Annotated in this window: 6 protein-coding genes; all 6 read left to right on the forward strand. The window is 71.5% G+C overall.

Annotated features, from left to right (window positions below; genetic code table 11):
- The first annotated feature begins 59 nt into the window (after positions 1 to 59).
- Entirely contained in the window at positions 60 to 2750 is a 2691-nt protein-coding gene (locus AC30N0_RS06990; protein ID WP_489517204.1) for a type VI secretion system Vgr family protein, read from the forward strand.
- 13 nt (positions 2751 to 2763) lie between these two features.
- Positions 2764 to 5373 carry a DUF2169 family type VI secretion system accessory protein gene (locus tag AC30N0_RS06995; protein ID WP_489517205.1) on the forward strand — a complete coding sequence of 870 codons (2610 nt, stop codon included), beginning with the start codon at positions 2764 to 2766 and terminating at the stop codon, positions 5371 to 5373.
- Complete coding sequence (locus AC30N0_RS07000) at positions 5370 to 6434, forward strand: pentapeptide repeat-containing protein (protein WP_489517206.1); 1065 nt, start codon at positions 5370 to 5372, stop codon at positions 6432 to 6434. The genes AC30N0_RS06995 and AC30N0_RS07000 overlap by 4 nt, the downstream gene beginning before the upstream one ends.
- 28 nt (positions 6435 to 6462) lie before the next feature.
- Entirely contained in the window at positions 6463 to 7119 is a 657-nt protein-coding gene (locus AC30N0_RS07005; RefSeq protein WP_489517207.1) for a DUF3540 domain-containing protein, read from the forward strand.
- A 16-nt stretch (positions 7120 to 7135) separates the two neighbouring features.
- Positions 7136 to 7531, forward strand: a complete 396-nt coding sequence (locus tag AC30N0_RS07010) for a DUF4150 domain-containing protein (RefSeq protein WP_489517208.1) — start codon at positions 7136 to 7138, stop codon at positions 7529 to 7531.
- Positions 7528 to 8710, forward strand: a 1183-nt coding sequence (locus AC30N0_RS07015; protein ID WP_489517209.1) for an FHA domain-containing protein, incomplete at its 3' end; no start/stop codon positions are given. The genes AC30N0_RS07010 and AC30N0_RS07015, both read left to right, overlap by 4 nt.

An 8710-nucleotide genomic window follows, 5' to 3' on the forward strand; every position in this document is an offset into this window, starting at 1 on the left:
CTTGCCCCGCCTGCCGGCGCTGACTAAGGTCGGCCACGCTTGCCCGTCGGACGCCTTCCATGCCCCAGCCATTTCGCATCAAGACGGACGCCTTCGCCGCCGCCGACTTGCTGCTGGAGTCGTTCAGCTGCACCGAGGGTTTCAGCACGCTCGCCGACATGACGGCGTCGCTGCTCAGCCCGCGCAGCGACCTCGATGCCGACGCCATCCTCGGCCAGCCGGTGACCTTCGTCCTCGAGCAGCGCAACGACACGCAACGCCATTTCCACGGCTTCGTCAGCCGCTTCTCGGCCGGCGGCTCGAGCGGGCGCTTCTTCCGCTACCAGGCCGTCGTGCGACCGTGGCTCTGGTTCCTGACCCGCACCACCGACTGTCGCATCTTCCAGCACCAGAGCGTCCCCGAGATCGTCAAGACGGTGTTCGCCGACCACGCCATCGCGGTCCACGACTTCAAGCTCTTCCGCGAGTACCGCGAGCGCGAGTACTGCGTGCAGTACCGGGAGAGCGACTTCAATTTCGTGAGCCGGCTGCTCGAGCACGAGGGCATCTACTACCGCTTCGAGCACATCGACGGCAAGCACACGCTGCTGCTGCTCGATTCGAGCAGCGCGCACGATCCCCAGCCCGACGGGGCGGCGACGCTGCCGTTCCTCGGCAACACCGGCCAGGAGCCGCCGGACCTCGACTTCGTGCGCCGCTGGACGATGTCGCGCTCGGTGCAGCCCGGCAAGTTCGCCATCGACGACTACGACTTCGAGAATCCGAGCAGCAAGCTCATCACCACCGGCGAGCAGCCACGCGCGCACGAGCAGTCGAAGGAAGAGATCTACGACTATCCCGGCAGCTACACCAAGCCCGCCGACGGCACCCAGACGCTCGAGAACCGGCGCGACGAGGTGGAATCGCGCTTCGAGGTCTTCAGCGGCTCGACGAACGCACTGGCGCTGCGGGTCGGCTTCACCTTCAAGCTGACACGCCATCCCCGCGACGACCAGAACACCGAGTACCTCGTGACCTCGGTCAACATCCAGGCCAACAACGGCAGCTTCGAGGCCGGCCAGGGCGAAGGCGCGGGCTTCCACTGCGAATTCACGGCCATGCCGTCGCGCCAGCAGTACCGGCCGCCGCGCACGACGAGGCGGCCCTACGTGCAGGGCGCGCAGACGGCCGTGGTGGTCGGCAAGGCCGGCGAGGAGATCCACACCGACAAGTTCGGGCGGGTGCGCGTGCAGTTCCGCTGGGACCGGCTCGGCAAGAAGGACGAGAAGAGCTCGTGCCTCGTGCGCGTGGCGCAGGCCTGGGCCGGGAAGAACTTCGGAGCCATCTTCATCCCCCGCGTCGGCCAGGAAGTCATCATCGAGTTCCTCGAGGGCGATCCCGACCAGCCGATCATTCTCGGCAGCGTCTACAACGGCGAGGTCCTGCCGCCCTTCAAGCTGCCCGACAACGCGACGCAGAGCGGCTGGATGAGCCGCTCGACGAAGGACGGCGCGATCGCCACCGCGAACATGATCCGCTTCGAGGACAAGAAGGGCTCGGAATCGCTGAGCCTGCATGCCGAGAAGAACATGTCGACCTCTGTCGAGAACGACCAGGCCAACAGCGTCGGCCACGACCTCACCGAGCAGGTCACGCACGACCGCAAGTCGACGGTGGGCAACAAGGACACGCTGATCGTCGACAAGGGCGGCCGGAGCGTCACCATCAAGACCGCCGGCGAGAGCGTCAATATCATCAGCGGCGGTCGGCTCTACATGGTGGGGGGCGGCCTCGACCAGAACATCATCAAGACCGGCCGCGTGACCGCCGTCACCGGCCCGGAGAACCTGTCCGTCACGGGGCCAGTGACGCGGATCGTCAAGGGCGCGACCACCGAGATCTACGACGGCGGCCTGAAGGTCGGCGTGGTCGGCGACGCCACCGAGACGGTGTCGGGCAAGGTCGACTTCAAGGCCGGCGGCAAGTACTTCGGCACGGCGGCGTCGTTCGGCTACGACTCGCCGGGCAACATCGAGTTCAAGGCGGCGCAGTTCAACCGCCTCGTCAACCAGGCCAACGACACCTTCCTCGGCCCCAACACGGGCACCTATATCGGCGCGGCCAGCAGCACGATGATCGGCGGCGAGCGCAACACCTTCATCGGCATGAAGAACGAGCTCGAGCTCGCCCTCGCGCTCACCACCTCGATCGGCGCCTCGATCAACACCGCCATCTCGGCCAGCATCAACATGACTGTCTCGGCGTCGGTCAACATGGCGGCGGGTCCGAGCCTCAACCTCGGCCTGCTCGACCTCAAGCAGCAGACGCTCGACATCGCGCAGAGCGCGATGAAGATCATCAGCGGCGGCGGGGGCGGCGGTGGCGGGGGCGGCGGCGCGTCGGCCGGCGGTGCCTTCGCGCTCGGTTTCGGCGCGGTGATGAGCGTCAGCGCCGCGGCGGCCAATGCCGCAGCGGCCTACGACGATGCGGTCGCCTTCCTCAAGCAGGCGAGCGAGGCCACCGGGCAGAGCGAAGGCCAGACGCTGCTCGGCGCGTTCCTGGCCATGCCCGCCAGCATCGTCGGCGCCGGACCGGCGGCTTTCGAGGCCAGCCACCCGGAGCAGTCGGCGGCCGCGGTGGCGCAGCGCCAGGCCGCCCTGGCGGCCGCGACCCGGGCCGAAACGGAGGCCTCGATGGCACAGGCGCAGTCGGCCTCGACCGCCGCGGCTACCGCCGCCGCGTCGCCGGCCGCGCCACCGACCACGGCATAGAGGGCGAGCCGGCATGCAGATCCACAAGCCTGCCTGCGTCGGCCTGGGCTGCCGGCCGATCCAGTTTCGCGGCAAGCTCGGCCTCAGCATCTCGGCCATGCTCTACCTGCCGTTCCGCCGGGAGCCGCCCTTCGCGCTCTGGACCGAGCCCTCGATGTGGAGCTTTCTCGGCAAGCAGATGGCCGAGCCCCTCATCGACGAGGGCGTGCTGAAGACGATGCCCGAGTACCTGGTTCACGCCGTCGCCTTCCCGCCCCAGAAGAACGCCGCCGCCTGCGCCGTGCGCGCGCGCGTCGGCGGGCGCGAGAAGACGCTGGTCGTGCATGGCGACCGCGTCTGGAACGGCAGCGTCGCCGGTGCCGCGGCACCCTTCGATCTCATGCCGCTCGACTGGAGTCGGGCCTACGGCGGCCCCGACTTCGCCGCCAACCCGGTGGGCAAGGGGCGCGGGCCGGACGGCCCCCAGCCACGGGCCCTGCCGAACACCGAATACGCCGTCTCGCCGCTGACCCGCCCCGACGAGGAGATCGTGCCGGCGGGCTTCGGCCGTCTCGATCCGATGTGGCTGACGCGCGCCCGGCACCGCGGCACCTACGACGAGAACTGGCTGCCGCAGCATGCGCCGGGCTTTCCGCCCGACCTGCACTGGCGTCACTTCAACATGGCGCCGCCCGATCAGTGGTTCAACAAGCCGCTGGTCGGCGACGAGCCCTTCGAGTTCGAGCACCTGCACGAGACCAAGAAGATCGTCGGCGGGCGCCTGCCCGGCCTGCGCTGCCGCGCCTTCGTGCGCTACCGCGGCGGCGCCCATGCCGGCAAGCTCCGCGACGTGCCGCTGCAGCTTTCGACGCTGTGGTTCTTTCCGCATGCAGAGCGGGCCGTGCTCATCTTCCAGGGGCTCGCCGACATCGCCGAGGACGACGCCGCCGACGTGGCGGTGCTGATGGGCGCCGTCGAGCGGGTCGGCGAGGCAAGGAGCGATGCGCACTACCTCGAGGTGCTGGGCAAGCGCGAGCACCCGCAGCTCGGCGGGCTGTACGCGCTGATGGACTCCGACCTGCTGCCGGCGGGCGTCGACAACGTCGATCCGGACATGGCGGCCATCGAGGCCGACTACAAGGTAGAGGGCTTCCTCGGCGAAGCGCAGCACCGCGGTGCCGAGGTCAAGGTCGAGCGGGCGCGGCAGCGCGTGAAGGAGCTCGGCCTCGACCCCGACCAGCTCGGCGTGAAGATGCCGCCGCGCGAGCCGGTCCCGACGTTGAGCGAGCTGCCGGCCTACCTCGAGCGCGCGCTCGTCACCGCGACCGCGGCCAACAAGCAGGCCATCGCCCAGGCGCAGGTCGACATCCGCAAGGCCGCGGCGACGGCGCGCGCGAACGGCATCGATGTCGAAACCGCGCAGGTTCGCGGGCCGCCTCGCTTCTCGGCCGGGGCCGAGCTGAGGAAGCTGATCGCGGTCCTTGCGCACCAGCCCGACATCGCTGCGGGTGCGCGCGAGCTACTCGCCGCGGCGCCCAAGCTGGCCCAGGCGGAAGCGGCCACGCGCATGGCCTACCTCGCATCGGCGCACCTGCAGGTGCCCGCCGGCAGGCGCACCGACCCTGGCGCGGCGCGGCTGCGCGAGCTCGTCCTGCTCGCCGCTGCCGAAGGCACGAGCATGGCCCGGTGGGACCTCACCGGTGCCGACCTGTCGAGGCTCGATCTGCGCGGCGCCGATCTGCAGAACGCCCACCTCGAAAGCGCCGACCTGAGCGGCACGCGTCTCGCCGGCGCCAGGCTGCGCCAGGCGGTCCTCGCGCACGCGACGCTGACCGGCGCCGACTTCAGCGACGCCGACCTGTCCTGCGCCAACCTCGGCGCCGGCACCCTCGCGGGCGCCCGCTTCGAGCGCGCCGACCTCACCGGCGCCATCCTGTCGTGCGCCGCGCTCGACGGCACTTCCTTCAAGCTCGCCAAGCTCGCCGGCGTGCAGCTCCTCGAGACGAAGTTCGGCGCCTGCGACTGGTCCGGCGCGGCCGCCCCTGCCCTCTGCTTCATCAAGGCCGACCTGACCGGCCTGCTGGCCACCGGTGCCGACCTGGCGGGCTGCAACTTCATCGAGTGCCGCCTCGATGGCATCCGCTTCGGTGCGGCCCGCCTCGTCGGCGCCAATTTCCTGAAGTGCAGCGCGGTCGGTGCCCACTGGGCCGGTGCCGACCTGGCGCAGGCCGTCTTCACCGACGGGTGCGACCTGAGCCGGGGCGACTTCACGCAGGCCAATCTGGCCCAGGCCAACCTGCGCGGCGCGAGGCTGGCCGAAGGCGTGCTCGCCGGCGCCCGCCTCGACGGCGCCGATCTCTCCGAGGCCGACCTCGGCGGCGCCGACCTGCGCCAGGCCACGCTGCGCGCGGCCCTCCTCGTCCGCACCGCGCTGGCGCACGCCCGGGCAGCGCAGTCGAACTGGATGAACGCCATCGCCCAGAAGGCGGACCTGCGCGGCGCCGACCTGAGCGCCTCGAACCTGTTCGCGATGGACCTGTCGCAGGCCCGCCTCGACCAGAGCACCGGCGTGGGCAACGTGCTCGCCGACCGCGTCAAGATCCATCCGAAGCGCCGACCCGCGCCGACAGAGGTCGCCCGATGAGCGGCACGGCCGTCCGCCCGGAGCAGATCGTCGTGCTCGTGCACTTCGGCGAGCCGCTGTCCGGCCTCGACCTCGCCGGCATGCAGCTCGCTCGCGCCCCCCTGCGCGGCGCCGTTTTCGCCAATGTTCGCCTGAGCGGCGCCAACCTCGACCACGCGGATCTGCGCGAAGCCGTGTTCGATCAGTGCGACCTCGGCGGCTGCTCGGTCGCGGGCACGCAGCTGCGCGGCGCCGTCTTCAACAAGTGCAATCTCGCCGGCCTGCGCGGGCGCGGTTCGAACTGGCACGCGGCCAAGCTGCTCGAGTGCACCGCCGAGGGCGCCGACCTGCGCGGCGCCGACTTCAACCTGGCCGCCCTGCACCGCACCAGCCTCGACGGCGCCGACCTGACCGGGGCGCTGCTCGACCGCGTCACCCTCGCCGAGTGCTCGCTCAAGAAGGCGCTGCTCGGCCAGGTCGCGTTCCACCAGTCGACGCTCTCCGCCTGCGACCTCGGCAGCGCCGACACGGCCGGCTCGAGCTTCGACTTCGTCGTCTTCCACCGAACCGACCTGCAGGCGCGCAGCTTCGCGGGCCAGCGCCTGCAGGGCTGCCAGTTCGCCGAATCGCCGCTGGCCGGCGCTGATTTCAGCGGCGCATCGATCAGGCAGTGCAACTTCCAAAACGCCGTGCTCGCAGGCGTGTCCTTCGCCGGCGCCTCGGCCGAGCTGGCCATCTTCGCCAAGGTGCAGGCCAGCGACTGCAGCTTCGCCGGCGCCAGGCTGCGCCAGGCGCTGTTCACGGAAGCGAAGCTGCAGCGCTGCACGCTGCTCGGCGCCGACCTGTTCCAGACCCACTTCGCCGACGCCGACCTGGCGCAGTGCAGCCTGCGCGACAGCGAGCTGACCTACGCCGACTTCGCACGCGCGCGGCTGCTGCAGTGCGACCTCGAAGGGGCGCGCGTGACGCGCATGAACCTGCACCGCGCGGAAGTCGCCGATTGCCGCCTGCCCAACCTGGCCGCCGCCCTCGGCACCGACCCGGTGCTGGCCAGGGCCGAGCTGTGGCCGAAGGCAGCCTGATGACCTCCGACTTCGCGAAAGAGACACCATGAACGACCGAGTCGACCCCCTCCGCTTCATCGCCGTCGAGCAAGCCGGCCCCGGCCGCGTCCTTGCCGTCGATGCCGACGGGCACCTTCGCGTGCAATGCCGCGCCGAGGTGGTGACCATGGCGCTCGCCGTCTCGTGCCTCGTCGTGCCCCGCAGCGGCGACCGCGTCTGGTGGTGCGCCGCGGGCAGCGACGGCGAGGGCGACGATGCCGGTGCCGACACGCACTGGGTCACGCACGTCCTGGCGCGCGACCCGTCGGCGCCGGCAACCCTGCGCCTGCCGAGGGACACCACGCTGCAGAGCGCCGGCGGCATGCTTCGCCTGGCGGCCGACGACCTGCGCCTCGAGGGCGACGCGGTGCAGCTCCGCGCTCGCCATGCGACGCTGCTCTTCGACACCGCCGAGACGGTCGGCGCGTGCTGGCAGGGCGTGATCACGGCGATGCGCTGGACCGGGACGACGCTGAGCGCCGTCGTCGACCGCATCACCAGCGTCGCCAAGACGCGCCAGCAGTTCACCGAGGGCAGCGACCTGGTCCAGGCCGGCACGCTCGACCTGCGCAGCGCCGGCCTGGCGACCTTGCACGCCGAGCACCTGCTGGTCGAGGCGGAGCGCCTGGTCAAGACGCGCGCCCCGCAGATCCACATGGGCTGATCGAGAAAGCAGGAACATGTTCGCCAACTGCCAGCTCATGGGCACCGACATGGGCTTTCCCGATGTCTGCCTGACGCCCTCGCCCGTCGGGCCGGTGCCGATTCCTTACCCCAACATCGCCATGGGGCCGATGGCGATCCCGAACAACCCGACCGTGCTCATCATGTGTGCACCCGCCCACAACATGGCGACCTCGATCCCCATGACCAACGGCGACAACGCCGGCGTCGCGATGGGCGTCGCCTCGGGCACGGTGATGGGCCCGGCACGCCACCTCACCGCCGCCTTCACCGTGCTCATCAACGGCATGCCGGCGACGCGGCTGACCAGCATGTCCCTGCAGAACAGCACGAACTGCCCCGGCGTGCGCATCGTCCCGAGCCAGGTGCTGATGCTTCTGCTGGCGCCATGAACCTCGTCATTCGCGCCGTCATGCTCGACGAGCAGCCGCTCGAGGAGCCGCTGCTCGGCCTCTTCGATGCCCGCGGCGGCACGATCGGCCGCTCCGAGGCCAACACGCTGGCCCTGCCCGACCCCGAACGCCGGCTGTCGCGGCTGCAGGCCGAGGTCAGCTCGGGCGCCGAAGGCTACGTGATCCGCAACGCCGGCAGCACGGCCGCCATGCTGCTCAACGGGCGCTCGCTCGCTCCCGGCGACTCGGCACTGCTCGCGCACCGGGACGAGTTGCGGCTGGGCGGCTACGTGCTGCGCGTGCTGCTCGAAGACGCGGCCACCGGCCCGGGCGCGGCCGGCGCGCACGTCGCCGTCGATGCCCGTTCCGGCGCCTTCGACCCTGGCGGCGACGCACGTACCGACCCGCGCTTCATGGCGGCACGGCCCGCTGCCGGCCGGGCGATCGCCGACCCCGGCAATCCTTTCGCCGACCTCGTGTCGGCACCGGGCGGTGGCGGCGGGGCGTCCCCGGCCGGCCCGATCGACGACCCGTTCTCCTTCCTCGGCGCAGCGGAGCCGAGCCAGGCGCGCAGCCCGGCGCGTCCGACCTCACGCCCTGCGGCCGCAGCGCCCGCGCCACGCGCGGTCCTGCCCGACGACTTCGATCCTTTTGCCGACCTCGGCGAGCCGCGCGCAGCGCCCTCGCCCGTCGACGCCGGCATGCCGCACCCGGGAGCGCCGGTCGACCTGCTGGCCTCCGTCGGGGCCGGCTCCGGTCGTGCCGCCGGGATCGACGAGGCATTCGGCCTGTCCGGCGCGGCCAGCAGCACGGGCGACGCGCTTGCTGCCTTCATGGCCGGCAGTTCGGTGCCGGCGGCGCCGCGCGGCGTCGGCAGCATGCCGGACGGATCGGTCAGCACCGACCCGCTCGCCATGTTCGCGCCGGCCGCGGCCGCGGCCGCGCCGACGCCGCGACCAGCCGCCGCCTTCAACCACACTGCAGAGCTGCAGGCCGCCTACAAGCCGCCACGCATCGTCGAACCAGCGCCACCTCGCGCGGCGCCAGTGCCGGCAGCGCCGCCGCGCGCGAGTGCAGACGCAACCGTGCCGCCGCGACCCGCCGTCGCGACGCCGCCCGCCGTTCCGGTCGGCGGGCCGAGCCTGCCCACGGCGGGGGCGCTCGGTCCGGCCGCCGCGG

It is taken from the genome of Rhizobacter sp. (assembly GCF_031412495.1).
Taxonomy (GTDB): domain Bacteria; phylum Pseudomonadota; class Gammaproteobacteria; order Burkholderiales; family Burkholderiaceae_C; genus Schlegelella_A.

Bases quoted from the DNA above. Each gene is read 5' to 3' on its own strand.
- AC30N0_RS06990 (WP_489517204.1), top strand. From the start codon at position 60: ATGCCCCAGCCATTTCGCATCAAGACGGACGCCTTCGCCGCCGCCGAC.
- AC30N0_RS06995 (WP_489517205.1), top strand. From the start codon at position 2,764: ATGCAGATCCACAAGCCTGCCTGCGTCGGCCTGGGCTGCCGGCCGATC.
- AC30N0_RS07000 (WP_489517206.1), top strand. From the start codon at position 5,370: ATGAGCGGCACGGCCGTCCGCCCGGAGCAGATCGTCGTGCTCGTGCAC.
- AC30N0_RS07005 (WP_489517207.1), top strand. From the start codon at position 6,463: ATGAACGACCGAGTCGACCCCCTCCGCTTCATCGCCGTCGAGCAAGCC.
- AC30N0_RS07010 (WP_489517208.1), top strand. From the start codon at position 7,136: ATGTTCGCCAACTGCCAGCTCATGGGCACCGACATGGGCTTTCCCGAT.